This is a genomic window from Nostoc sp. (assembly GCF_036917535.1).
Lineage (GTDB): Bacteria > Cyanobacteriota > Cyanobacteriia > Cyanobacteriales > Nostocaceae > Nostoc.
The window spans coordinates 112,709-138,502 of record NZ_JBALDA010000034.1; the positions used below are offsets into that span (position 1 = coordinate 112,709).

At 40.8% G+C, this 25,794-nt stretch carries 25 protein-coding genes and 2 pseudogenes; 10 read left to right on the top strand and 17 right to left on the bottom strand.

Annotated features, from left to right (window positions below):
• Positions 1-3: 3 nt before the first annotated feature.
• Entirely contained in the window at positions 4-573 is a 570-nt protein-coding gene (locus V7K56_RS11115; protein WP_334910335.1) for a HEAT repeat domain-containing protein, read from the top strand.
• A 91-nt stretch (positions 574-664) separates the two neighbouring features.
• On the top strand, positions 665-1,180 hold the full coding sequence (locus V7K56_RS11120) for a hypothetical protein (protein WP_334910337.1): 516 nt from the start codon (positions 665-667) through the stop codon (positions 1,178-1,180).
• Here V7K56_RS11120 and V7K56_RS11125 read toward each other — a convergent pair whose 3' ends face one another.
• The 4 genes from V7K56_RS11125 to V7K56_RS11140 form a co-directional block, all read right to left on the bottom strand.
• A complete protein-coding gene (locus V7K56_RS11125) occupies positions 1,181-1,723 on the bottom strand; it encodes a DUF4126 domain-containing protein (protein WP_334910339.1) in 543 nt (180 codons plus the stop codon).
• A gap of 422 nt (positions 1,724-2,145) precedes the next feature.
• On the bottom strand, positions 2,146-3,441 hold the full coding sequence (purB, locus tag V7K56_RS11130) for an adenylosuccinate lyase (RefSeq protein WP_334910341.1): 1,296 nt from the start codon (positions 3,439-3,441) through the stop codon (positions 2,146-2,148).
• Positions 3,442-3,481: 40 nt separating this feature from the next.
• Positions 3,482-4,033 carry a DUF421 domain-containing protein gene (locus V7K56_RS11135; protein ID WP_334910343.1) on the bottom strand — a complete coding sequence of 184 codons (552 nt, stop codon included), beginning with the start codon at positions 4,031-4,033 and terminating at the stop codon, positions 3,482-3,484.
• Between the two features lie 185 nt (positions 4,034-4,218).
• Positions 4,219-5,235, bottom strand: coding sequence for a YihY/virulence factor BrkB family protein (locus V7K56_RS11140; RefSeq protein WP_334910345.1), 1,017 nt, complete (start codon positions 5,233-5,235; stop codon positions 4,219-4,221).
• 235 nt (positions 5,236-5,470) lie between these two features.
• Here V7K56_RS11140 and V7K56_RS11145 point away from each other — a divergent pair, with 235 nt between their 5' ends.
• Positions 5,471-6,148 (top strand): type I restriction endonuclease, encoded by a 678-nt coding sequence (locus tag V7K56_RS11145; RefSeq protein ID WP_334910347.1) that lies wholly within the window; start codon positions 5,471-5,473, stop codon positions 6,146-6,148.
• Positions 6,149-6,501: 353 nt separating this feature from the next.
• Positions 6,502-7,173, top strand: a complete 672-nt coding sequence (locus V7K56_RS11150; RefSeq protein ID WP_334910350.1) for a peptidylprolyl isomerase — start codon at positions 6,502-6,504, stop codon at positions 7,171-7,173.
• A gap of 55 nt (positions 7,174-7,228) precedes the next feature.
• On the opposite strand, the pseudogene V7K56_RS11155 reads toward V7K56_RS11150, so the two are convergent.
• A pseudogene (locus tag V7K56_RS11155) lies at positions 7,229-8,110 on the bottom strand (YifB family Mg chelatase-like AAA ATPase); the annotation flags it as partial.
• Between the two features lie 123 nt (positions 8,111-8,233).
• On the opposite strand from V7K56_RS11155, the gene V7K56_RS11160 reads away from it, so the two are divergent.
• The 6 genes from V7K56_RS11160 (at position 8,234) to V7K56_RS11190 (ending at position 15,038) form a co-directional block, all read left to right on the top strand.
• A complete protein-coding gene (locus V7K56_RS11160) occupies positions 8,234-9,361 on the top strand; it encodes a tyrosine-type recombinase/integrase (RefSeq protein ID WP_334910352.1) in 1,128 nt (375 codons plus the stop codon).
• Complete coding sequence (locus tag V7K56_RS11170) at positions 9,324-10,919, top strand: tyrosine-type recombinase/integrase (RefSeq protein WP_442939998.1); 1,596 nt, start codon at positions 9,324-9,326, stop codon at positions 10,917-10,919. Before V7K56_RS11160 ends, V7K56_RS11170 begins: the two co-directional genes overlap by 38 nt.
• The gene (locus tag V7K56_RS11175) at positions 10,909-11,826 is read left to right on the top strand and encodes a DUF6262 family protein (protein WP_334910354.1); all 918 of its coding nucleotides are present in this window, start codon (positions 10,909-10,911) and stop codon (positions 11,824-11,826) included. The genes V7K56_RS11170 and V7K56_RS11175 overlap by 11 nt, the downstream gene beginning before the upstream one ends.
• A gap of 395 nt (positions 11,827-12,221) precedes the next feature.
• A complete protein-coding gene (locus V7K56_RS11180; RefSeq protein ID WP_334910359.1) occupies positions 12,222-12,923 on the top strand; it encodes a hypothetical protein in 702 nt (233 codons plus the stop codon).
• A gap of 204 nt (positions 12,924-13,127) precedes the next feature.
• Entirely contained in the window at positions 13,128-14,027 is a 900-nt protein-coding gene (locus V7K56_RS11185; RefSeq protein WP_334910361.1) for a P63C domain-containing protein, read from the top strand.
• 321 nt (positions 14,028-14,348) lie between these two features.
• Positions 14,349-15,038, top strand: a complete 690-nt coding sequence (locus V7K56_RS11190; RefSeq protein ID WP_334910362.1) for a DUF559 domain-containing protein — start codon at positions 14,349-14,351, stop codon at positions 15,036-15,038.
• Between the two features lie 91 nt (positions 15,039-15,129).
• Here V7K56_RS11190 and V7K56_RS11195 read toward each other — a convergent pair whose 3' ends face one another.
• The 12 genes and pseudogenes from V7K56_RS11195 to V7K56_RS11250 form a co-directional block, all read right to left on the bottom strand.
• Positions 15,130-15,333, bottom strand: coding sequence for a hypothetical protein (locus tag V7K56_RS11195; RefSeq protein ID WP_334910363.1), 204 nt, complete (start codon positions 15,331-15,333; stop codon positions 15,130-15,132).
• A 41-nt stretch (positions 15,334-15,374) separates the two neighbouring features.
• Entirely contained in the window at positions 15,375-15,872 is a 498-nt protein-coding gene (locus V7K56_RS11200; protein WP_334910364.1) for a hypothetical protein, read from the bottom strand.
• Positions 15,873-16,111: 239 nt separating this feature from the next.
• Positions 16,112-16,759, bottom strand: a pseudogene (locus V7K56_RS11205) (magnesium chelatase domain-containing protein); the annotation flags it as partial.
• A 283-nt stretch (positions 16,760-17,042) separates the two neighbouring features.
• The gene (locus tag V7K56_RS11210; protein ID WP_334910366.1) at positions 17,043-18,269 is read right to left on the bottom strand and encodes a pentapeptide repeat-containing protein; all 1,227 of its coding nucleotides are present in this window, start codon (positions 18,267-18,269) and stop codon (positions 17,043-17,045) included.
• A gap of 714 nt (positions 18,270-18,983) precedes the next feature.
• The gene (locus V7K56_RS11215; RefSeq protein ID WP_334910368.1) at positions 18,984-20,954 is read right to left on the bottom strand and encodes a hybrid sensor histidine kinase/response regulator; all 1,971 of its coding nucleotides are present in this window, start codon (positions 20,952-20,954) and stop codon (positions 18,984-18,986) included.
• The gene (locus tag V7K56_RS11220; protein WP_334910370.1) at positions 20,951-21,427 is read right to left on the bottom strand and encodes a response regulator; all 477 of its coding nucleotides are present in this window, start codon (positions 21,425-21,427) and stop codon (positions 20,951-20,953) included. The genes V7K56_RS11215 and V7K56_RS11220 overlap by 4 nt, the downstream gene beginning before the upstream one ends.
• Entirely contained in the window at positions 21,424-24,183 is a 2,760-nt protein-coding gene (locus tag V7K56_RS11225) for a PAS domain S-box protein (protein WP_334910372.1), read from the bottom strand. The genes V7K56_RS11220 and V7K56_RS11225 overlap by 4 nt, the downstream gene beginning before the upstream one ends.
• 121 nt (positions 24,184-24,304) lie before the next feature.
• Positions 24,305-24,427 (bottom strand): hypothetical protein, encoded by a 123-nt coding sequence (locus V7K56_RS11230; protein ID WP_334910374.1) that lies wholly within the window; start codon positions 24,425-24,427, stop codon positions 24,305-24,307.
• Positions 24,428-24,502: 75 nt separating this feature from the next.
• The gene (locus V7K56_RS11235) at positions 24,503-24,784 is read right to left on the bottom strand and encodes a hypothetical protein (protein ID WP_334910376.1); all 282 of its coding nucleotides are present in this window, start codon (positions 24,782-24,784) and stop codon (positions 24,503-24,505) included.
• Between the two features lie 4 nt (positions 24,785-24,788).
• Positions 24,789-25,115, bottom strand: coding sequence for a type II toxin-antitoxin system PemK/MazF family toxin (locus tag V7K56_RS11240; RefSeq protein ID WP_334910399.1), 327 nt, complete (start codon positions 25,113-25,115; stop codon positions 24,789-24,791).
• 22 nt (positions 25,116-25,137) lie between these two features.
• Positions 25,138-25,407: a ribbon-helix-helix domain-containing protein gene (locus V7K56_RS11245; protein ID WP_334910378.1), complete on the bottom strand. Its 270-nt coding sequence runs from the start codon at positions 25,405-25,407 to the stop codon at positions 25,138-25,140.
• A 128-nt stretch (positions 25,408-25,535) separates the two neighbouring features.
• Positions 25,536-25,794, bottom strand: a 259-nt coding sequence (locus V7K56_RS11250; protein ID WP_334910379.1) for a WD40 repeat domain-containing protein, incomplete at its 5' end; no start/stop codon positions are given.

Here is a 25,794-nt window from a genome sequence, read left to right on the forward strand (position 1 = left end):
ATTATGTACACAAACTCACCAGAAGAAATTTTCTCCAGAATTTCTCAGGGAATTGCTGGCATTGACTGGTTACGTCATGAAGTTGATGCTGAACTGCTTTTAAAAGCTCTTATCTTAGCACCAACAGACCATATTTGCATCGTATTATGTGATGTACTTGGTTGGCGACACGAGCGTATAGCAGTTTCACATCTCATTACCTTGTTAGAACATGAATCCTCCAAAGTGCGATCGGCAGCGGCAGATGCATTAGCTAAGATCGGCGATCCGAGTGCAGGTACAGCCTTACTGAAACGCTTGGAATTGCCTGATCCCAATATTGGTGTGCGTCGTATGCTTTTGGCTGCGCTAGGAGCCGTAAAGTGTCAAGAAGCAATCCCATTGCTAATTGAGTATTTGCAGAATCCCGATCCTAGTCAACGAGGTAGTGCCTCTTGGTCTCTTGGCATAATGCATGTAAATGAAGCTCTACCTGCACTAGAAGATGCTCTACAACGTGAACCAAGTCAATATCCGAAAGAACGTATGACTGAAGCAATTAGAGCTATTCGGACAGCCAATTTTCTAAAATGATGATATCTACACATAATTTAAATAGGGAAGATGAAGAGTAAAGATAAAACGCTCCCTTTGGGTAAACTTAGCATTTAGTAACTATTTTTTGATGCCAAACAATTTAATCTTACCAGATGGTAACTTTACTATTCGTAGCCTTATGGGAATTAAGAAGCAAGTTGCTCCAGAAGCGATCGCTCCCTACGAAATTTCAGCCAAAGATGCTGAACCCTACATGCAACAAGAAGTAACTCAGGCGATGGAGCAAATTTCCAACCTGTTTTCCAATGTTGTTACAATTAGTCTCCAAAAGAGCAAAGGAAACACTACGGATTGTGCAAAATCTGCTGATCCCGCTCAACCTGCCTCCAGCCTTTTAGCAAACCTGTTGGGAGTTTCATTAGAAGAGTTTTGTGATAATCCTGAAGTGGCTAAGGAAGGCTTGCAAAGCTTCGTTACTGAAGTTGCAACAGCAATGCAGAGCAGTGTTACTCAAAACCCCGATTGCACCCAAGTAATTCAAACCAGTGTAGATGCAGTGCTAAACACTCTCCAGTCCCGTGGGTTGAATATACCTGACCTAAATACTACTGATGGATTCAAATTGGAGTTTAATCGTAACTAATTACCGGGACATAATATGATACCAGTCATACCACTGCTTGGCGCTACGAACTGCAAACCAGAGCAGTATTAAAGCAATTACTCCTCCTTGCCAAGGAGCACCAAAGGCAAATAATACTAGAGCAATGCACAAGGTATCTTGAAGGAAGACTGCCCACAGAGGTAAGCCACGTAAGCGATAGAACCAACCAACTTGGACGAGCTGGAGTACCAAAGCTAATAAACCTCCAATTATGGCAATCAACCAGTTTGGCGTTGCTGTTGCTGTAGCTACTCCTAATCCCATAATTGCGCCCACCAGGGGAGACATGAATAACTGAACTAGTTGGAGCGATCTTTGCCCCCATAGCTTTTTTGAGACAAATAATTCAATTAATGACCAACTGGTGAGGCAACCTAATAATATTGGTGGAGAAATGTGAGATAAAATTGGAACTTGTGACCACAAGTTACTACCCTGCAATAATCCAATAATCAGCAAAGGTATGCCTATTCTCATTCCTGCTGCCGCAGAGGCAGAAAGTGTGGCTAGGATTTCAATCATCAAAGCACTCGTAATATTAATAAATAAGCAAGTATTTGTTATGTATACTACCCAGTGCTGGCAATGACTCGAGCATCAAAAAGATTCCAATATTAAATGTTGTTAGTATCTTCATATAGAACTTATATTTGATTGTGTGAAAAAACTTTGTACAACTTAAAGAGCCTTTTTCCGGTTGCCTCTTGCCTGTCTATCGCGCTTGCGCTTCTCTGCGAGACGCTTCTCTTTGCAGAGAGGCTTGTCTGCGACACGCTCCGCGTAGCTTGCTTCTCCGTAGGAGTACGCCAACGCGAACGCGCACCACGCAAATAAGTTCAAAAATCAAATCGGATTGTTATATATCTTTTTTGATAATATCTGCGTATTTTTTGGGTAAAAGGTTTGTAGTAAGCGTTTAAACGCTTACTACAAGGAAATTAATTCTAAATACTCAATCGTTGGTAAACTGCTTCTAAATGCCGCAGATGTTGCTGGGGGTCGAAACAAACCTCTAGTTCTGCTGGAGACAACTTTTGGGTAACACGCGGATCTTTGCTAATCAAGTCTTGGAAGTTTCCTTCTGGCTGATTCCAAGCGGCATGAGCACTTTCTTGAACGATCGCATAAGCCTCTTCTCGGCTGCTTCCTTTATCTATCAAAGCCAGTAACACTTTTTGACTGAACACAACGCCGCCGTAACAATTGAGATTGCGTTTCATGTTCTCAGGATAGACCAACAAGTTTTTGACCAAATCGGTTATTTCTGACAACATAAAATGGGTCAAAGTGCAAGCATCTGGTAAAATTACCCGTTCTACAGAACTGTGGGAAATGTCTCGCTCATGCCATAAAGCAACGTTTTCTAAAGCTGCACCTGCATGACTTCTGACGAGTCGTGCCATTCCTGTCAATCGTTCCGAACGGATGGGGTTACGCTTATGTGGCATTGCTGAGGAACCTTTTTGACCTTTGGCGAAGAATTCTTCAACTTCCAGAACGTCTGTTTTTTGGAGATTACGAATTTCTACAGCAAAGCGTTCAATCGTTGCTGCTACCAAAGCTAATTGTTGCACGTAGTCGGCGTGGCGATCGCGGGAAATAACTTGGGTTGAGGCCGTATCAGGTTCGAGTCCGAGTTTTTGACAAGCGATCGCTTCTACGCGCGGTTCAATATTGGCATAAGTTCCTACTGCACCAGAAATCTTACCAACAGCGATCGTTTGACGGAGTATTCTCAGACGTTCTTGGTGTCGCAACACTTCTGCTAACCAACCAGCTAGCTTAAAACCGAAAGTAATCGGTTCAGCGTGAATACCGTGCGATCGGCCAGCCATCACTGTATGGCGATGCTCCCGTGCTTTTTGGCGAATTACCTGAATCAAATCTTCCAGACGTTGCAATAATATATCCAAACTGGCAACTAATTGCAGTGCTAAAGCTGTATCCAAAACATCCGAACTCGTTAAACCCAGGTGAATGTAGCGTCCGGCATCACCTACATATTCATTGACATTTGTCAAGAAAGCAATGACATCATGGCGGACTACAGCCTCAATCTCCAGCACCCGCTTTGGATCAAAATCTGCTTTAGCCTTAATTTCCTCAACGGCTTGGGATGGAATGTAACCAAGTTCAGCTTGAGCCTCACAAACAGCAATTTCGACTTGCAGCCAAGTTTTTAGTTTATAGGCTTCACTCCACAGATTAGCCATTTCCGGCAAAGTATAACGCTCAATCACAGTTCGGCACAGAATACAACCGTCATATTTTACAGTTTAATTAATGTAGATCGCTTTTTAACGCTACTTTCTGCTCACGGACGGCACTAGTTTTTGAATCCGACATGATGATACTAATCCTGCCGTCAGCCTCCATATACGCGAACTTCACATCAGCTAAAAATTCTACACCTTGCTGACGTAACTTGCTCATCAATTCATCATCTGTAATTAACTCTCGTTGCAGATGGCGCTCAATCATCCGACCATTTTTTACCAATAGCAGCGGTGGCGGATTCAGGAAACGTTGGAACTGGGGAAGTTTGTAACCCAACCAGTTCAGCAAGTAACTCCAAAAAATCACTGTTCCTACTAGGATAGCGCCTTCAGTAATTGATGTGTAATTACTTGCCATAGCATTTTGAGCAGCTTCCGCAAATAGTACAACTACGAGTAAATCAGTAATTCCTAGTGTTCCTAATTGTCGGCTAGGAAGCAGGCGTAACACTGAGAACAGCGCTAAGTAGACTAGTGAACCGCGGATAATCAACTCCAAAACGCTGATGTTAGGAACAAAGATTGCTTGCCAATTGATAAAAAACCATTTTTCCATTAACACTGATTTTCTTCCTTTTTCAAGAGAATTCTGGAAAAATCCAGTATAAAAAGGAGTCAGAATTCAGAATTGCTGAATACTTTACTCATCAACTGTGGCAAGAAGAACTAATTTACTGGACTGGATATTAGATACTTCAATCTATATCAGATTTATAAATATAAATCTCCAATAATCAAGGATTAAAAGCGCTGATTTTTTCTTTTTTGCTTTAAGCGTTTGGGCTTCTTAAAATACTGAAAGAAGCGATTAATAAAGCGAGAAGATGGCTTTTTATTAGTCGATGCTTGTTCTCTTTGAGTCTTGCCATTAGAGTTTATGTTATCAGATATATGTACAGCATTTTTAGTTGGAACTATGCCGCTTCCATATCTTCGAGAATAAACTTGAGTAAATTCTGCACCAAAGAAAAGAATCTGTGCAGCATAGTTAACCCAAGCTAAAATCACTACCAGTGAGCCAGCAGCACCATAGGTCGATCCAAAACTGCCATTACCTAGATATTGTCCTAATAAAAATTTCCCAATAGAAAACAAAACTGAGGTGAGAGCCGCTCCAATTAAAACATCACTCCATGCAATTTTAACATCTGGTAGAACTTTAAAAATTAGTCCGAACAGTACTGTTGTGATTGCAAAAGAGATGATAATATTGGCAATCTGCCAGATGAAATCGAAACCTGGTAACAAATTACTAAAGTATGTTACTAATGTTGCTAATATCGTACTAATTACTAGAGAAACTAAAAGTAAAAAGCCAATCCCGATCACCATTGCAAAGGACAAAAAGCGGAGGCGAATCATGTTATTTATGCCACGTCCAGGTTTGGGTTTCACTTCCCAAATTGTGTTCATGGCATCTTGCAACTCAGTAAATAAGCCTGTAGCACCTACTAGCAGAACCAGGACACTAATAATTGAAGCGATCGCTCCTGTCTTTGGTTGGTTAGCATTTTGGATGGCTGTTTCAAGAAACTTTGCGCCATCTACCCCGACTAAACCTTGAATTTGTCCGACAATTTGACCTCTTGCCGCTTCCTCTCCAAATACTGCACCTGCGATCGCAATTACAATAATTAGCAATGGTGCAATGGAAAAAATCGTGTAATAAGCTAACGCTGCCGCTAATCGTGAGGCTTTATCGTCACTCCATTCTTTGAACGTCTCTTGTAATAACTTCCAAATTTCTTGCAAATTCATCCAATCAATCTCCTTGTAGGGGATGTGGCTTAGTCCCTGATATATTGGATACTGATTTCCTAAGTTGTGACATCCTCCCAAGGATATTTGTGAAGCGTTCTTGGGAAAGAATTTAAAATTTTATAGTGATATGACAATGTGATATTTAAAGGCGGGCTGCGCCTACGCGCCAATTGGCGATAATAAAGATGTGCTGATGTTGATTGGATAGCAAAGCAATTTTTACCTAGAAGCAATGACACAGACCGCAGCAATTACAGAAGCGATTACCACTCTTGAGGATGCAGAAAATCGATTTGGTTTTGTCCGTGTTGAAAACGAGCTATTTTTCCCAGAATGGTATGAAGGATTGTCTGAAATTACAGAAGCGGAAAAAGCCTCTGTGGATGTCGTGCGGCGCAGGTATCTTTATCACCGTGCTGGAGGTGATTTACTAGAAGGGACAGTCATATTGTTGTTGGTGTCACCAATACTTGCACTCTCTGGATTTTACGATCCTCCTTTCAGAATTAAGGCTGAATCATCCGTGGAATTAGTGCTGGATGATGGCGAGGAGATACTGCGCGGACGGATTGATGTTTTAGTGTTACAAGATCAGTTGTGGGTGATGGTGTTGGAGTCGAAAAAAACCACGCTCTCAGTTTGGTCAGCTGTACCGCAAGCTCTAGTTTATATGATGGCTAACCCCAACCCCAGTAAACCTGTGTTTGGGATGGTGACGAATGGAGACGATATTTTATTTGTCAAAGTGACGCAAACCAATACACCACAGTACGATTTGTCGAAAGTTTTTGCTCCGTTTGCATCTGCGAGAGAACTGTACGCAGTTTTGCAAATTCTCAAGCGTATTGGTCAGTTAATTTCTCCTACGTCTTATAGGATTTGGCAACTTCTCGCAATCAGCAGCAATTGATGTTACTTCTCAAACTTACGATCCACAAACTAATACTTTAACTATTCAAATTGATCCTGTTTCTGCACCTAGCGCCCAACTCAATACTTTCATCAAAACAACAAGCTCGCTTTCAGCACCAGCAGAAATTATTCAAGGACAAATTCAAATACAGTTTTCTAATGATAACCAGCAAATCGCAGGAACTGTCAGTTTGCTTGGCAACGGCTATATTCAGCCGGGAATCAGTTTGTATCAAGCAAGCTTTACAGGTACTTTAGCGCAGAACTTTACTGGATTAGCTGAAGGATAATTGACCAACAGACGCGATACTTATCGCGTCTAAAATCATTACTCAAAAATTAATATTAACTATGTATAATACAATACAGTTAGGTAAAAAAGTAATCTCTGCTGAAGAAATTATTCCTCTTTTAAAAAAATATCACATACTGCCAAAACTATTAAGAGAAAGTATACTTGACGAAGTAATTTTACCATATGAATACACATCGGAGGAGGTGGCTAACGCTTGCCAATTAGCTACACAAGAACAATCTGGTATGAATCAAGCAGATTTCACTGAATTAATTAGTAGAAGAATAAAAGTTGAGAAATTTAAGCAAGCTACTTGGGGTAATAAAATAGATTCGTATTTTTTTCAACGTAAAACTAAGCTTGACAAAGTTATTTATTCTTTACTGCGAACTAAAAATTTGGGATTGGCTCAAGAATTATATTTCCGCATTCAAGAAGGTGAGCAAACATTTTTTGAACTTGCACAAGCATACGCTGAAGGTACAGACGCACAAACAGGCGGCTTATGTGGCCCTGTTGAATTAGGTCAACTTCCAGAAGCAATAGCTTATATTCTCAAAACTAGGCAACCAGGTCAACTTTGCCAACCAATTTGTATGGGTGAATGGCTAGTAATTATTCGGTTAGAAAAGTTAATAACAGCACAGTTAGATACAGCAATGCGCCAGCGATTACTCGATGAATTGTTTGAAAATTGGTTGCAGACAGAAGTTAGTAAATTTAACTAACAAGTTTTCTTTAGATGTAGATGTAAATGGTAGAGTTTAGCAACGCCGAAAATTTTTACTGCATTCTATCAATTGTGCGATACTGAATAGCTTCTGCCACATGATTGGCTTTTAACTCATCATCATCTGCTAAATCTGCTATGGTACGCGCTACTTTCAAAATGCGATCGCTTGCTCTTGCCGATAAACCTAATTTTCTAATTGCTGCTTCTAATAAATTGCGGCTAGCATCATCTAACTTGCACCATTTCTGGAGATGACTACTTTGCAAATGGGCATTGCAACGCAGATTTGCTTCTCCTTGGAAACGGATAATTGCGCGATCGCTTGCTTGTTGCACTCGTTCGCGTACTGATGTTGATGTTTCTCCCGTTGGTTGTTGGGTAATTTCTTCTGGTTTCAAGCGATTCACTGCAACTTGTAAATCAATTCGATCCATCAACGGCCCAGAAAGTTTTGCCCAATATTGCTCGCGTTGGCGGGGAGAACAAGTACATTGTTGGATGGTATCGCCGTAGTAGCCACAAGGACAGGGATTAGTACTCGCCACCAAAGTAAACTGTGCCGGAAACATTACCGATAATTTGGTGCGGGAAATTGTGACGTAGCCATCTTCTAGAGGTTGGCGCAGAAATTCCAACACATCTCGTTTAAACTCCGTGAGTTCATCAAGGAACAGCACACCTCTGTGAGACAATGAGATTTCTCCAGGACGAGGGAAACTACCACCACCTACCAGAGAAGGCCCGGATGCCGAGTGGTGGGGACTGCGAAAAGGGCGATCGCGTACCAATGTACCACGATTTTTCAATAAACCAGCTACCGAATGAATGCGAGTCACTTCCAAAGATTCAGCAAAACTCAACGGCGGTAAGATTCCCGGTAAGCGCTTTGCTAGCATAGTCTTCCCACTACCAGGCGGCCCAACAAAAATCAGTTATCTGTAGCTCTTAAAAACAATTCTTTAAAGTAAACAACAACAACTTGACAAGTACATCTGCACTCTGTAGACTATTTAACATTGAGCAATTCCACATAGTCAATAAAGTCTACAAAGTACATGAAAGTTCAAAGGGTACGTATCCCCAAGGGTGAGAAAGTTACCTGGATTGTACTAGGGGATGATTATTTGCCCATAGAACCAATTCGGCAGTATCTAGCTTATTTAGAAAGCATTGAGCGATCACCAAATACAATCAGGTCTTACGCTCACCACCTCAGTCTTTATTGGGAATATCTTCAAACCTACGATTTGGATTGGACACAAGTTAGCGTAATTGAGCTTGCCGAATTTATGGCATGGCTTAGAAGTCCTAATCCTCAAAAAGTTGCATCAATTCAAGAAGTGGTCGCCAAGCGTACAGAATCAACTGTAAACGTGATTCTGACTTCAGTCTGTATGCTTTACGATTTCCACGAAAAAACAGGTAAAGTACCACATATTCCTCTCTATCGGTCACAGGTCATGCCAGGTAGGAAGTATAAAAGCTTCTTGCATCACATAACTAAAAGCAAATCGACAAGAACTCGTTTACTCAAGCTCAAAGAACCAAAACATTATCCAAAAACACTTTCATCTGAGCAGGTCAAGCAACTTATTGATGGTTGCAAACGAATTAGGGATAAATTTTTGATTTGTTTGCTACATGAAAGCGGTATGCGAATTGGGCAAGCACTAGGTCTAAGACATGAAGACATTCAGTCTTGGGATAATCTCATCAAAGTTATCCCTAGAGACGACAATGCTAATGGCGCTCGTGCTAAAGGCAACTCTCCCTACAATGTCGATGTCACAAAAGAATTGATAGGACTTTATAGCCAATATTTACAAGATGAATTCATGGAAATACTTGGTGATGACCTCAGTGACTATGTTTTTGTAAATCTTTGGGATGGAGAGATTGGCTCTGCGATGACATACAACAATGTCATGGATCTATTCAATCGCCTCAAAAGGAAAACTGGGATTGCTGCTCATCCCCATATACTTAGACACTCACACGCTACAGCGCTAGTTCGTGAAGGCATGGAAATGGCTTATGTCCAGAAACGACTAAACCACGTAAGCATTCAAACCACAATTGACACCTATGTTCATGTCAACAATGAAGACATGAAAAGAGAATATAACCAATATTTGAACAATAGATATGACGCAGAATCAGCCAATAGTTCAGAATCAGAATAAAGTCTATCAATTTATTAACTGCCCAAAGTGTAAAAGTACCAGTTTTAGGAAAAATGGGAAAAATTCATCAGGTACTCAAATTTATATATGTAAGCAGTGCAATAAAACTTTTACACCAGAGGCACTAAATTTAATTCAAGAGTCTAAGGAAGTAAGCGTTAATCCTAAATATGAGTATTCTAAAGATATTTGGGATTGTCGAGCATTGGGAGTTGAGGGTGGTGTAGGAAAATCCAGTTATAAACTAAATTTCGTTCCTATCAAACAGGACTGGTTGAAAGAAACAGCGAAAACTTATTTAAAAGTTTGCCTGAGTTCTATCACATTCGCTTCTGTACAAGAAAAACTCAGTTCAATCAGAAAATTATCAAAGTTTTTTTTAGAAAACTATCCAAATATTATCCCAGAAAATATAAACCGCGATGTCATCACTGAATACACAATATATTTAGCAAGTCAAAAATTAGCATCAAGTACCAGATATAAGTGTATTAGTGATGCAAAACTGTTTTTTGATTCCGCTTATCAATATCAATGGCTTGATGTCCGAAGGTATTTAGTTCGTCCAGAAGATTTTCCTAAGAGAGAAAAAAGACTCCCTCGTTACATTCCAGAAGAAGTAATGCAGCAACTTAATCAATACTTGGATGATTTGGCAGAGCCAATAATGCGAATGATATTAGTATTGCAAGAGTGTGGGATGCGAATTTCAGAGCTAGTAAATCTTAGCTTTGATTGTTTATTGCAGGATAAATCTGGAGATTGGTTTTTAAAATATTACCAATTCAAGATGAAAAAGGAAATTACTATACCTATCTCAAAAGAGGTTGTAAGGGTCATTCAAGAACAACAGAGATACATTCGTAAGCATTTTACTCAGAAAGAATTTAATTATTTATTCTGTGCAAATGTAGGAGCAGTCAGACCTGATTTTATTCCATCCCCTCATGTAATGCTGCGGAAAACGTTACCCAATCATCTTAACCGTTTAGCTAAAAGAAGAAATATTTGCAGCAACTCTGGTAATCTATGGCATTTTCAAAACCACCAGTTTCGTCATACAGTGGGAACACGGATGATAAATAATGGTGTTCCTCAGCACATTGTCCAGAGATATTTGGGACATGAATCTCCTAACATGACCGCTGTTTATGCTCACATCCATGACCAGACAATGAAAGAAGAAATTGCCAAGTTTCAAGGCAAAATTGTCAATATTTCAGGGCAAGTTGTTGAGCCAAATAATATAGAGGCAGACATAGCTGATTTGCAGTGGTTTAAGAAAAATATTCATGCACAGGCGTTACCTAATGGGTCTTGTGCCCTGCCTAGTATTTCCCAAGGATGTCCGCACTCAAACGCGTGTCTAACCTGCACTCACTTCCGAACAACTTCTGAGTATTTAGCAGAACACAAACAACAGCTAGAGCAGACCAATCAGATTATTCAGAAAGCAGAAGCTAATGGATGGGTGCGACAACTTGAGATGAACCAGAAGGTCAAAACCAATTTAGAAAACATCATTTCCGTATTGGAGGTAGATGCAAATGACGGTTGAGCGCAATATTGATGGACTACGTGGTAATGCTCAAAGGAAACGCCAGGAGGCATTCGAGAAAGTTGAGAAAGGAATTCAGAAACTCATTAGAGAGCAAAAAGTTATAAACTTTAATACCGTTGCCAAAGCTTCTGGACTTAGTAAAGCTTGGCTTTATAAAGAGCCTGAAATTAAGGCTCGAATAGAACATCTCAGGCAGACATACTCAAAACCAGAGCAAGTACCGCCCAAGCAAAAAGTGCAAGATGCTTCTAAAGATGCAATTATCAAAACCCAAAAAGAAAGAATTAAAAAGCTCGAAGCTGAGAACAGAGGGTTACGTGACCAGCATGAAGCAATTTATGGGCGTATCCTTCAAGCTTCTGAGATAGAGCATCGATTAGAGAGACTGGAGGCAGAAAACACTCTTTTAAAGAAAGAATTGGAGGAATGTCTTTCTCGGTCAACCAAGCCTTTGGCGTTAGAGAAATCTAGCTTTACAGCCATCCCTATAAAAGGGTCAAAAGGAGAGATTAGTAGCATCATTAGAGATGAACTAACTGCCTTGGGTATTAAGCTAACTAGCCCTCTTGCTTCTAAAATACGAGACTCAACCGAAGAGATAGTCTTAACTGCGATAGAAGCACTAAAAGAGCAGCTACAACATGGAATAGTAAGAAGACCTGGGGGATGGCTATCTAGTGCAATTGATGATGCATGGCAGCCTAATCAACCTCAAGGTGTTGAGAGTCATCCAGCAGACTTATTTAGTGAATGGTATGGCTTGGCTAGAGAATTTGGGATTGTAATTGGTAGTCGCAAGGAAGACGATGGCTCTATCTGGGTTCAAGATAATACTGGGCAGTGGTTCCAGTTTGAACAGTTTTCCTCGAAATGGACACTTCAGTACTTGCGTTCAAAAAAATAAAGCGAGAAAGAAGCAAAGATGTAATCAAATTTTTGCCAATTTCCGCGGCAACATTTTATTTTTTAAAATACTATTTTTTGAAAAAAACAAAATGCTGTTTTTTTTGGCCGAGCTTCTCTTTGTTTGTTGTATTATATTTAATAAGAAGAAGCAGCCGCTCCGTCCCGGATCAAAGGTAAGGCGCAACTGCTACTTCTGACAATTCACATAGACCTGTGTAAAGCTTTGATTCAATATGCCCACTGCCAGGTGGAGTTTTTTGGATCTAAGCTAACCACAGGTGCAACCGCCTCTTCAATACAAGAGGTTAGATGCTCTTGTCTTTACTTAATAGACATTATAGAGCATCTAACGGTTGATGGGTCAATTTCTTAGATAAAAAGTAGAGTACCCGCATGAACCAAGATGTTCCTTCAAGTCGATTACACCAAGAACACTTTGATTGGCTGAGTTCAAAACAAACATCCAAGCAGCAGAAGCTCGCTGCTATAAAAAATTTAGTTGCACAATATCCAGATGATTTTGATGAAACAAAGGAGCTTGTCGAAGGGTTGCAAACGGATGTAGCATATTGCGAAAATATTCTTGAGTATCTAAAAAAAAATTTCAATCAACAATGTGACGGGAATGAAAGCGAAGACGGAATTTACAGCGAAGATAACGAAGACAACGAAGACAAAAATAATCACGAAGGCGAAGATAACGACGACAACAATTATTTAACTGAAAAACAATTAGAGAATTTTGTTCAACAGCCTGTTCTAGAGGATTTAATGCCGCGAGATCCAATGGATATGCTGCGTTCAAAATACAAGGGAATGCAGATGCTTGAAATCATTGACAGCATTTTAAATGACTATCCTGATAAGCTTTCTAGCGAGGAGGTTACGAAAATCGCTTATGACACAAACTCTAACACTGAGTTTGAACGCGCAAAAGCTTCTATGTCTACTCAATTACGTTATGGTGCAGGCAAAGGAAAATGGCTAAAAGTAGGCAGAGGTTACTTTGTTTCACACCATACTAGAGTTGCACCCAAACACCTTAGTGATGATGAGCTTGAAGAAATATTAGTAAATAATGGACGCTCCCATTAAGGAAAACAAATAGCGGAATTAAATGGGTAACTAATTTTTTAATCGTCTCTCAATCACAAGTTGATAACGTAAAGCGACAAGGTGTAACCTCGCCGCAAGTGCAATTCATGGGCGGTGCAGGTAGCCAGACGAGCCTCCTAAACTCAGCGCTGAGGGCTTCAATGCCCTACCGTCCAGACAAAAGTCAACTAAAGGTAAAATAACATGTCTGAAAAAATTCTGAAAGCGACTCATGAGGGGACGCTAAAAATTGGAGAATCTTTTATCTCATGTGCTGTTCTAGAAGATGGAAATAGAGTCTTAACGCAGAAAGATTTTACAGAAATTATTGGACGTGCTAGCCGAGGAGGGTATTTACAGGTGACGACCAACCTACCCCCTTTTTTGGCTGCAAAAAACCTAGAACCCTTTATCTCAGAGGATTTGAGGTGTGCTTCAGCACCTATAAGATTTAAGTCCTTGAAGGGTGGTGGATATCGAGGTGAGTCTTTAGGATATAAAGCTGAATTACTTCCAGCAGTATGCAAAGTATTCTTGTTGGCAAGAAGCGCCGGCGTATTACTACCTAGCCAACTACACATTGCAAAGCAATGTGAAATCCTTCTGTGTGGTTTTGCAGATGTAGGAATTATAGCTTTAGTTGATGAAGCTACAGGTTATCAAAAGTACAGAGAGAAAGATGAGCTTCAGAAAATCCTTGAGGCTTATGTCATGAAAGAATACTTAGCATGGACAAAGTGCTTTCCAAACGAATTTTATGAGGAGATGTTTCGTTTAAGAGGTTGGGAAAAACCTTCGTCAGTAAAACGACCTCAATACGTTGGAACACTAACAAACAAAATAGTATATTCAAGATTGCCGCAGGGAGTTTTAGATGAACTACGCAAGATAAACCCTGTAGTATATCATACTGGTCAGCGCTTGAGAAAGCATCACCAGTATCTTACGCAAGATATAGGTCACGAACATCTTTCTCGTCATCTAGCAGCAGTCATTGCACTAATGAGAGCTTGCGACACTTGGGAAGATTTTGAGAGAATGTTAGAGAGGTCTTTTCCACTACAAACGCCAAAACGAGAAGATGAAAACGACAGCATGAATTAACAGATTTAGAACTATCTAGACTAAAATCCAAAAAACTATAAACCAAAGCGGTGAGAGTAATACCTCGCCGCTTGGTAAACTCATGGGCGGCGCTTGGCGCGTCAACGAGCCACACGTTCAATTCCCCTGCCGTCCACAAAATCTTCATCATAAGACATTAGACATCTATATAAAACTTTTAAACAAAAAATAATGCGAAGTGTTCGCCTATTGAAATCTTCATCAATTATTAAGTACCTTCTCTGTAACATTGTTGTTTGACGAGATTATACAAAGGTAAAAGAAGCTTTTTAATGCCCTTGTATATATTGGTAAGCCCAAATGCCTCAAACAGCTATAGTCACTAAAAATAAAAATATTAGCATATCTAACAACACTCAACAATCAGCACGTTTCCAAACAACCAAAATGCTGAGAGTGCTAAAATTTTTGCTTCCTGACGAAGGATGGGATAAAAATAAACTACATAAAGAAGCTGGAGGTAAAACTTACACTTTTCAGCACGTAACCATACGCGGTCTCGGTCAACCAAACGGCAGTGGAACTGAATATTTGTGGGAAATAACAGTTGATGAGCAATGGGCGAGGCAATTATTTGAAGCAAATAATAAAGCTGATGCCGAATTAGTAGTAAAAGCCGAAGTTTATCCAAAAATCTGGAACGGAATTGTTTTGCGTTCTCCTGCTGAAGTTGCAATAGCCGAAGCTTTACAGCAACAAGGAGTTTTATTTTTTGCTAACGCTAGGTGTCGTTTATGCAATCGCTTAGGACAGCTAGAAACTTCTGAGACAGATTTTTTAATTGTTCGTAAAGGCGTACTCCGCATTTTAGAAGTAGACGGGAAAACCTTTCACCCAGATGCATCTATTGACTATAAGCGCGACAGAACATTTGCTAAAGAAGGAATCCAAACTAGCCGCTTTACTGCTTCAGAATGTTTAAAAAATCCAGGGGAAGTAGTTAAAGAATTTTTGGAATTATTTGATTCCTGTAATCATGGTTGTGCTTAGTGATACTAAAAATTAAATATTGGTTAAATTCTTAAATATGTTTTAAACTTGATTTGAGCCTATAGCCACTAAACTTGGTAAACCTGGGTTTTTATTCATCAAAACCACGTCTCAATGCTTGAATAGCTGTAAAACCAAACATTCCAGCGACAAAAGAGCTAACAGTTCGTGAAGCTCCTTTAGGAAAGTAATTTATCATAAAAATTAATACAATAGTAGAAATCAGAAGTACAACACCTGTAACGGTGGCATTGCCTGGATTTTCATTTTTATTCTCGTTATAATAATTTTTCATGTTACACCTAAAAGTATTTAGCTTTTCTTAATTTAATTGTGCTATTTTATATTTGAATCATCAGGAGGCTTTTTTACTTCAGCTACCTTTTCTTCGATTTTAGGATCAAATGGTTGGTTTTTACCTTCAGGTAGACGAAATTGCTGAGATCCCTGTCGCAAAAATCTCACTTCTTGTTCAAAAAGCGCTCTTTTGTTTTTCTCCTCAAAAAGTTCTTCTTGAATTTTGTTTATTTTTTGATTATTTAGTAATCTCTCTTCAAGCGTAGCAATAGTTATTTTAGAATCGGATAGTTGTTCTTGAAATTCATGTATTTGCATGGATTTTATACGTTCATTTTCCTCTTTTTTATCTTTATCATCTTTATTTACAGTAATAGCTGCTACAGCAGTCCCAGTTAATGCAGCAGCAGCCTCAGGCTCTCCAGTGTAAAATAAATAACCACTTCCGCCTAGAAGCCCAATATAAAATACAGGTAGTAGAAATGAATTTTTAAACCCATTTTGTAAAAGGTATTTTATTGTATTGGATATAAACAATGGAGATCACCTTATTTTTCAAAATCAATAGAATCAAAATGCACGAAGAACAACTCTAGCTATAAATAAAGTATGTTAGGTATTTTATTACACCAATCACTCAACCTGTATAAATTTATATATCTTAAAATGTAGGAAAATATTATTTTGTCGTCTTCTAAAAATTCACTTTATTGATATGTAAACAAAGTAAAATTTCTGTCAGATAAGAGTTTTAAATTTTTGGCTATAGATAAGCAGAGATTATGCCCACCAGCCGCAGCAATTTCTAAAGCACGACGCGCGTGAGCTTGTCCTTTGACATCATGCAAATCTGCACCAGGGTAGGATACTGTTGTCTGTGTTGTACTATCTATCTGCACAGGTTTGTAACGCCCTGGATTATTTAAAAAATCCACCACCTCAGACAGATGTTTGCAGCCGTAAACAGCCAAATCTTCAACTACTGCTGCTTCTTGGGCATTATCAGCAGGGAGAACTAAACCTGCAATTCCCATCTTTTGGGCTGCTGCTGCGATCGGTAACACACCAGCCACGGGACGCAAACTGCCATCTAAAGAAACTTCGCCCAAAAATAGATAATCTCCTAACAAATCAGCGCTAACTTGTTCAGAAGCTGCCAAAATTCCCACACTAATAGGCAAATCGAAACAGGGGCCTTCTTTGCGTAAATCTGCCGGAGTTAAATTAATTACTATTTTTCGCATCGGAAAGGCAAAGCCAGTATTTTTCAAAGTTGCTTTGACTCTTTCTCTTGATTCTTGAATCGCTGAATCTGGCAGTCCCAAGACAACTATTCCCGGTAATCCCCCTGACACATCGACTTCCACGCCTACTTTGACGGCATCGATGCCCACAATTGATGCACTCCAGACTCTAGCAAGCATTGCTTATATAATAATAAACCTTTAGAATCTCTAGCAGATGAGTTGGGAGATTGGCATTAGTGAAACCACGCAGTTGTGGTGGTGATCGCAACTGTGTTAAAAACCTCTCGGCGTTTCATAATTGTTCGTTATTTAAATTGCGTCAAATTTAGGCAGATAGAGAATATTTATCAGGTTTTTGGCAATTTTTTAGTTCTGGATACTAAATTAAACACGATAGGGACGTATAACTATGCGTCCCTATCATGTAATCAAGTTTTTGATGCTGAGACTTTTATTTTTATTAGCGCCAATGTTGGGGTATCTTCAGATTTTCCGGTAGGATAGTTGTGTGATCGCCAATTGCTTGTGCAATCTGCTGTGATTCTACATTTTCTGAGCCACTCAAGTTTGCTCCACAGAGGTTAGCTTCTTGAAGATTAGCTGCTTGGAGGTTAGCTGTACTCAGTAATGCACTTTCTAGATTAGCGCCAGCCAGTTTTGCGCTTTGCAAGTTACTACCAATCAGATTTGCATCTTGGAGATTGCTACCCTCGAAGTTAACTTCTTCCAAGTTGGCATCACAAAGGATTGCTCCTTCCAAGTTGGCATCACAAAGAACTGCTCCTTCTAAATTGGCATCACAAAGAACTGTCCCTTCCAAGTTGGCATCGTAAAGAATTGCTTGGGAAAGGTTCGCTTTTCTCAGAACTGCGCCTTGGAGATTGGCTTCTGGGAGGATTGCTTTTTGCAAGTTGGCTTCATAGAAGATTGAGCCACAAAGATAGGTCACTGATAAGTCTGCTTCAGAGAGGTTTACTCTGGTAAAATTGACCCATTGCAAGTTAGCCCCGACAAAAATTGCTCTAGAAAGATTAGCTTCCGTTAAGTCTGCATTGCTGAGGTCTGTATTGCGTAAATCGAGTTTTTGATTAACTGGATCTTTAGATGAATCTCGTCTTCCAATGACAGTTAAGGCTGTTTGAATATCTGTAGGAAGTTTTGATGATTGCAGTAACTCATTTTCGTATTCCATATTCACCGGGGCATTCTCGCGGATAAAAGCAGCGAGGATTTCCATGATTGTCCAATGATCTTTCGGAGAATCTTTGGCAATTCGTTCTAAAGCATAAATTGCGGCAAATCGCGTTTCAATCTTTTCATTTCCCAGTTGTTCAATCGCTTTAGAAAAGCGTTCGGAAACAATTTCTTGTGGAGTTGGTTGTGTCTGATTAATACAATTTACGATATTGTTATCCCAAGTTAGTGTTCCAGCTAGGAGTTGCGTTAACAAGCTGTGATTCTCATCCAAAGAGAGTCTGGAAGTATAGTAACCATTAATAATTAATGCCAATCCACCAATAATTATGGCAATTGTTGTTAATGCTTGAGTGATGTATTCAATTTTTTCTTGATTTGAAAATCCTTGAATATTTTCAAAAAATAATATAATTAGAGTGAATGATAAAATAAATATAACTGAGACAAATACCAATAAAGTCGTGAGTCCATTGGTTTTTATGAAAGACATGTCATAAGTCTTCATATCTGACTCCTTACGGAAATAAATTTAGGTTGATTCTAAGAGTATCTGTCAAGTTATGATAGAGTACAAACACGGATAAAATTAGCAAAATATTAAATCTACTATATAAAAATTATCTATATAACAATCCTGAATCATTCACGGTCAACAAGATTATCGATTTTGGTGCAATTAAATATGCGTTAATGACTTGCAAAAAATAAATTATCCTAAATTCTTTATAGATTCGCAGGGGCGCAATACTGTTCGGTTTAGGCAAGAGACACGATGAATTACGTCTTTGCGATCTAGAATTATCCATTCCCCAGATATTTCTCAACATTTACGAGAGTATTCACTCACGTTTTTTATAATCCTAATTAGTTAGTCATAAATTCTCAATAAAAACCTAATTTTAGCGAGAAGATTAAGAGCTAATACCAATTCGCAATTGAGAAATATAGATGCAGCAAGGCAATCCCTGCTTACATCTTTTGCCTTATTTTAGAGAATTGGTATGACTAGGGGAATCATCTAGCCGTAGTCACATAGGTTAGGACATAAGGATGGGGTGAATGCTAGAGTTAGCAATAGTTTTACCTTCTGCCTCCTGCCTCCTGCTATAACTAATTATGCGGACATGATATTATTTGTGAAGAATAGTTTAAAACCTGTAATATTAAGCATAGTTCATCTAATTACTCAGGTTGATAATAAACCCTAAGTAGATTGGACTAAATTAGAAATCGCCGTGAGCAATTCCTCTGGTGCTACAGGTTTAACGATGTGCTGTTGAAACCCTGCTCTTAATGCGTACTGCTGATTGATTTCGCCTGCATAAGCAGTCAGAGCGATCGCCGGAATCTGTTTTCCCCCAATTTTTGCTTCTAGAGTCCGCACCTGTTGCATCAGCATATAGCCGTTCATCTCTGGCATTCCAATATCGCTGAGTAAGATATCTGGCTTTGACTGGGTTAGCGCTTGTAATGCTTCATCTCCTGATGCGACTGCGGTGACGATCGCACCAAACTGTTCCAGTACAAAGCTGAAAAAGTTGCGGGTATCATCATTGTCATCCACAACCAGCACTTGTAAACCCATCAGGGGAGAAGAAGCAAAAGCGGCAGTTGAGGAATCAGTTTTTGTGTCATCCTTGATTGTCGCCCCGTCCTTGATCAGCGGCAACCTAACTGTGAAAATCGCTCCTTTGTCCTCACCAGGACTTTCCGCCCCAATCGTTCCTCCGTGCATTTCAATCAAGTGACGAGCGATTGCTAAACCTAAACCTAATCCACCAAACTTTCTAGTTGTTGTACTATCACCCTGACGGAAATAGTCAAATACATGAGGTAGAAAATCAAGATCAATGCCTTTACCTGTATCGCTGACGGTAATCTGCGCTTGAGCGTCGATGCGCTGCAATCGCACATTTACTTTTCCCTTAGCCTCAGTAAATTTGACGGCATTCGATAGAAGGTTCCAGAAAACTTGCTGTAAGCGGGCTGAATCGCCCAAAACTTTCCCTACATTTGGATCGAACATTGTCTCAATCTCAATGGTTTTAGCCTCTGCTGCCAAATGCACTGTTTCCATTGCGGCTTCAATTGTGGATACCAGATCGACTGGAATCATCTTGAGGCTGAGTTTGCCTTGGAGGATGCGAGAAACATCTAGTAAGTCTTCAATTAGTTGAGCTTGTAGTTTGGCATTGCGCTCAATAGTTTCCAATGCTTTGTTGAGGGATGCTTCATCAAATCTCCGGCTCTGCAATAGTTTTGCCCAACCGAGAATCGGATTCAAGGGCGATCGCAATTCATGGGAAAGTACTGCCAAAAACTCATCTTTGATTCGGTTAGCAGCCTCAGCTTCCGCCCTAGCTGTTTGTTCGAGTTGCAAAAGGCGATCACGTTCTGATTCGGTGCGTTTGCGATCAGTAATATCAGTTAGCATGGCGATCGCACCCAAGCACTCACCTTGTTCATTCAAAATCGCTCTGGCAGAAATCAGTGTCCAGATGTACGATCCATCTTGGCAGCGCAATCGCCCTTCTTTGAGATCGCTCTCTTCTCCCCTGAACCACTCCAGTTTTGCTTCATCTGCCATATCATCAGCCCGATCCATAAAATCAAATATAGAACGACCGAGGATTTCTGCTGCCGGATAACCCAACATCTGAGATATCCGCTGATTCACAAACTCTGTTCGGGTTTGAGAGTCAATCATCCAGATTCCCTCATAAGAGGTATCAACAATTCGGCGATACTTGGCTTCACTCTTCTGTAAAGACTCCTCTGCTTGCTTGCGCTCACGCCGCTCTTTAGCTTCCCGCAATGCCCGTTGCACTGAGGGAACTAACCGCCCTAGTCGTTGCTTTAATACATAATCAGTTGCACCGTTCTTCAAAGCTTCAATCGCTAATTCTTCACCTAACACAGCAGAAACAAAGATAAAAGGAACCTCTGGACAGTGATTTCGGGCAATTTCCAAGGCAGAAATTCCATCAAAAGATGGCAGGGCATAATCGGCAAGAATTAAATCGAAAGTCTCTGCTTCCAGAGCAGCTACGAAGTCAGCATCGGTTTCGACTCGGATCAGTTGGCAATCAATTCCCCCTTCAGTTAGTACTGCTTGGGCTAGCTCTGCATCTAACAGGCTGTCTTCCAAAAGAAGGAAACGGAGGACATTCATCATTTGCTCTCCTTTTGAGGATGAGGTGCCGGAGGTAAAGCACCAACGGGAGGCTGATTGATCACTGCCCAAAACAAGCCAACACCCTTAATAGAATCGACAAAATCATGGTAATCTACTGGCTTGACAACATAAGCATTGACCCCTAACTCGTAGCAGCGAACTAAATCCGGTTCCTCGCGGGAAGAAGTCAGTACCACCACTGGAATTACTCGCATTACTGGGTCAGATTTGAGTTGTGCCAGCACTTCTAACCCATCGATTTTAGGCAATTTTAAATCGAGCAGCACAACAACAGGATACCCTTCCATTCGCAACCGGAACAACCCCCGGCGATAAAGATAATCTAGTGCTTCTTCTCCATCACGTACCACTACTACTTCGTTGGCGAGATGGTTTTCTGACAAGGCGGCTAGGATTAACTCTGCATCATTGGCACTGTCTTCAATTAGCAGAATTCGTTTAAGTTCTTTCATTCACTCTCCTTCTTGGACAATTTAGGCAGCGAGAAATAAAAGGTAGCGCCACTGTCAACTACAGCCTCTGCCCAAACTCGACCATTATGCCGATGAATAATGCGTTGCACGTTTGCCAATCCAACACCAGTGCCTTCAAATTGTCGGTCGCTATGCAGACGTTGAAATACTCCGAATAGCTTGTGTACATATTGCATATTAAAGCCTATGCCGTTATCTTGTACAAAAAAGATAACTTCGTTTTCATTATCAATACTTCCAACAGTAATTTCTGCTGGGTTTTGAGTCTGGGTATATTTTACGGCATTGCCCATCAGGTTACGAAGCACCAACCGCAGCATGGAGGGATCGCCCTGCGCTTCTGGCAGTGGCTCGATGTGCCAATGGACTATCCGTCCTGCGGTTTCTGCGAGCAAATCGCGTTTTACTTCTTGTACCAATTCCTCCATATTGAGGTTGATGTAGCGCATTTCCGTGCGCCCCATGCGAGAAAACGTCAGCAATTCATCGATCAGTATTCCTGCCTGTTTGGCAGTGTCGGCAATTATTTTCAAATAGCGCTGACTTGTTTGATCTAAGCTTGTTGAGCTATGGCGCTTCTGAAGCAATTCGACAAATCCGGCGATGTGGCGCAGTGGTGCCCGCAAATCGTGAGAAACTGAGTAAGAGAAGGATTCAAGTTCTTTATTAGCGGCTTCGAGTTGGGCAGTGCGCTCTTGAATTCGCTGCTCTAGGATTTCATTGAGTTGTTGCAGGGAGGCTTGGGCAACTTTGCGATCGTGAATGTCGCTGGCAATGCCCACCCACTTGATAATCTGTCCGCTTTGATCTCGAAATGGTAAACCCCGGACAAGATGCCAACGATAGCTACCATCAGAAACTTGCCGGAAGCGAATTTCTACTTCGTAGTTTGTCGCGTTAGCAACAGCCTGCATCGAAGTTTTAAAAACACGATCGCGGTCATCGGGGTGAATCACAGAAATCCAGCCATAGCCTGCGGTCTGCTCCATTGTCAGTCCGGTGAAGTCTAACCAGTATTGATTGCAATAAGTAATACCACCATCGCGATCGCCCATCCAAATAGCCTGCGGCGACACCTCTGTTAAAATTCGGTATCGCTCCTCACTGTCACATAACGCTTCTTCTACCAATTTGCGAGCGCGTAGCGCAGCTTGCTGTTCGCTAATGTCAGCGATCAACGCCGCATATCCTTCAACGGTTCCCTGTCTATTAAACTGAGGAACGTAAATAGCATTAACGTAACGTGTACCACCATCTTTATAAGGAACTTCACTTTCAAATGTTACCTGCTCTCCTGCTAATACTTGTTCCACGTAAGGACGAAGCACTTCATAAGCGGATTCACCCAAAACTTCCCAAAGATGCTTCCCATAAACTTCTGCCGTCGGATGCCCAAACCACTCTTGATATGCTCGGTTGTTGAAGCGATAGCGTTGTTCTGAATCTATAAAGGAAATCAGAACTGGCAACGTATCTGTAATTAAACGAAGTTCTGTTTCTCGTTGCCGCAGTGCTTCTTCTATGAGCTTACGGTTGGTGATATCGCGCCAGCAATCTATTGCACCAATAATCTCACCTTGGGAATCTCGAATTGGTACAACATTGGCGATCGCTGTAATTGTAGTACCATCTGGACGTTCAATGATGCATTCTTGATTGCGGATCGTTTCACCATAGCGCGTAGCACGGTATAAAGGTAGTTGCTCTAAGGTGAGGGGCGTTACACCATCAGCGAGAAACAGATTGTATAGCTGAAGATAAGACTCAGAAGATATGCCAACAAGAGATTCACTTGGTCTGCCCAAAAGCTCTTGCGCGAGTTTGCTGTTAGCGATGATTGAGAAATCAGGGAAACCGCCAGTAATAGTAATTCCCTCTGGGATGTGTTCTAGGAGCATTTGTAAAATGCTTTGGGCAACTTCTGCTTGGCGGGAGCGATGCTGGGCTTCTGCTTCGGCTTGTTTGCGTTCACTCAAGTCAAGAACAAAACCAATGATTGTCCGATCTCCCTGTTTAGCAAAACCAAGTAGAACCGGAACTAGAGAGCCGTCTTTGCGGATGTATTCCTGCTCAAAGGGCTTACAACTCCCAGTAATTATCAGTTCTTGAATCGCTCGCTCGCTCACCTCAATGTATTCAAATGGAACGATCTCGCCCCAGCGGATTCGACTAGAACGCAAATCCTCGCGGGTATAATTGAGCATTTGTAGAAAGGCATCATTGGCTTCAATGATTAAGCCATTGAGATTGACCACAATCACCCCAATAATATTAGACTCGGTTAAGCGACCAAACCGTGCCTCACTTTCGCGTAGTGATTTCAGGTTCGCCTCAGCTTTTCTTTGGGCTGTGCGGCGTGATTCGTTGAGCCAGATGATTAACCCTGCTGTCAGCATGAACACGATTAGCCGCACAAAAATGTCCAGATTTGTAATAATCTTTACCGGAGAGAGCGGATGAAGAAACAAGTAGTTGATTACCAAAGTAGACAAAACAGTTGCAAGTAGTCCTGGTGCGAAACCCCCGTACCAGGCACTCACCATCACCGCAGCCAAAAATATTGCCGCAGGTGCTGCGGTGAAATATGGACGGAGCAGCAGCGTTATTCCCACTGCTAAGGCAACGGATAGCAAAGCAATACTATAGTGCAGCAGTTGCTCCCGAATGATTGCGCCCTTTTTTCTACCGCTAGCAAAGATGTTTTGGGATTGAGATACCTTCGCTTTACGACTCATAACCCTACTCTGCTTCTGGAAAATACTGATCTAGCAGTCTTTTATCGGCTTCACCCATCTTCCGTAACATTTATTCTATTAGTTTTAGCACTATGCGTGAAGGGATTGTATGCCCATTCTCTCAACGATTAACTGTTTTGAAGTAAACTTCTACTTTAGCAGCAAACTGTTTTTGAGAAAGATTGAGCTGCTGAGGAAGTTCTCGAATGAAATCTAAAATTTCCAGCCGCTTTGTTACAGACATCTCTGTATTTTATCCCCATAAGATAATTAGCATAAGACAGGTGTCCTGTTTATTATCTCTTACTTAGAGAATATTTTAAAAAGTGATTGGCTGTAATTTTGGGCACTTGTTGATTCCCCCAATGCAATATGCTGTAAGTTTTGCCTGTTGGATCGCTCCTTCTTTTAAATGTTCTCTGAGATTGACTAAAGCTTTTTGAGTAATATAATATTGCACAACTTCGTTGATGAATTGACTGCGTTGGCGTAGCCTCTCCTCTGGAGAATCGCTTACCCTTTTAGTATTTAAGCATTTGCACCCAGAATAGTAGACGCATTCGCGCAGTATTTCGTAGAGAAGCGGCTTGTCACTAGACATCGCTTCAAAGCTTCACTAGACCAAGGCTGATTTGAATTGCTTGATCTACCTGTGCGATTGTTTCTGGGTGCAGAATTCCCAAACGTTTAATCAGCCTTTGCTTGTCAATTGAGCGAATCTGATTGAGAAGTACAACCGAATCAACCTCTAGATCGCCCTCTGGTACTCTAATCAGCACTTCAGTGGGATACAAACGTTCTGCAAATTTTGAGGTAATGGCAGCTACAACTGTGATTGGACTATGTTCGTTAGAAACATCATTTTGTAAGATTAAAGCTGGGCGTATTTTTTTATCTCTGCACCAATAGTTGGATCGAAATTGACTAAGTATACTTCACCACGTTTAGGGTAATTTACTTTTCGTTTCGGTGCCACAATTCTTCTTCCAAGTCAAACCACTCTTCTACTAAACCCAAATCACGTTCTGCGCGTTGAATGGCTCCCTCTTTTAACTGTTCTCTAAGATTGGCTAGGCTTTTCTGAGCAATATAATATTGCACAGCTTCGTTGATGAATCGACTGCGTTGGCGTAGCCTCTCCTCTGGAGAATCGCCTTTTTCAATGACTTGATCGATTAGTTCAATTGTCTCATCTGGCAAAGTGATGTTAATCCGGCGATGCATAATTATTCGCTCTGTTTTGCATGGCGATTTTATTGTACACATCTAAAGTGTGTATAGCTGTGCTAAAGATAATTCTACAAAGTTAAAAGACGCAAAGCAGCTTGTCGGCAGACATCGCTTGGCTTTTACTAGATATCATCGCAGAGATGCTTGGTGCGATCGTTCAAATTCGGGTTATTTTGCAAATAATTATGCAGCCAATTGCAACCCCGCACCAACAATTGGTTTAAACTCTCCACAGGCCACAACCGCGCTGTGTTGTCAGATGATGCCGTGGCGATGGTTTTGCCGTCCGGGCTGAAACTCACACTACTGACACTGCCTTGATGCCCTTTGAATTCTTGCAGCAGTTGCCCTTGCAGGTTCCACAACCGCGCTGTGTTGTCA